The 444-nt window shown below is 62.4% G+C and carries 1 pseudogene; it reads left to right on the top strand.

From position 1 onward, the window contains the following. Window positions 1–259: 259 nt before the first annotated feature. Window positions 260–444: pseudogene (locus tag DY467_RS25625) on the top strand (PAS domain-containing sensor histidine kinase); the annotation flags it as partial.

Below are 444 nucleotides of genomic sequence, written 5' to 3' on the forward strand. Positions count from 1 at the left end.
TATTCGATTGACGGAGCTGGGCTTCTCGATCGCCGGCCGTTCTGCGTCCACCAATTCGAAACCATATCGCTCCACGCTTCGAAACGATGCGTTCACCATGTGGTTTCGAATGCGCCCGGTGAAGGCACGTTGAGGCGGGCGCGGGCCACACTCTTCGATCGCCTTAGTGTTCGTTTAAGGTCGCTCTGACAGTTTCGGCCAACCACACGCGAGGCGCCGAACGCCTCCCGTTACGAGGCGACGAGCGAGCGCGAGCAGCGTGGCAGTATCCAGAATCATCGGTGAATGTCTCGATGCGTTGCTGCATCCGTCGGCGCGATACGACGCGCTCGCGCGGGCGCGGCATCGTGCCTTCATTGCACCGCGCATGCTCGGTAGTCTCGCGGCCTTCGCAGCCTTCCCGTTGTATCTGGTGTTGCGCGGCGCTCCGACGGCGCTCGAAGC

This window comes from Rhodopseudomonas sp. BR0G17, assembly GCF_010907025.1.
GTDB lineage: Bacteria > Pseudomonadota > Alphaproteobacteria > Rhizobiales > Xanthobacteraceae > Rhodopseudomonas > Rhodopseudomonas palustris_H.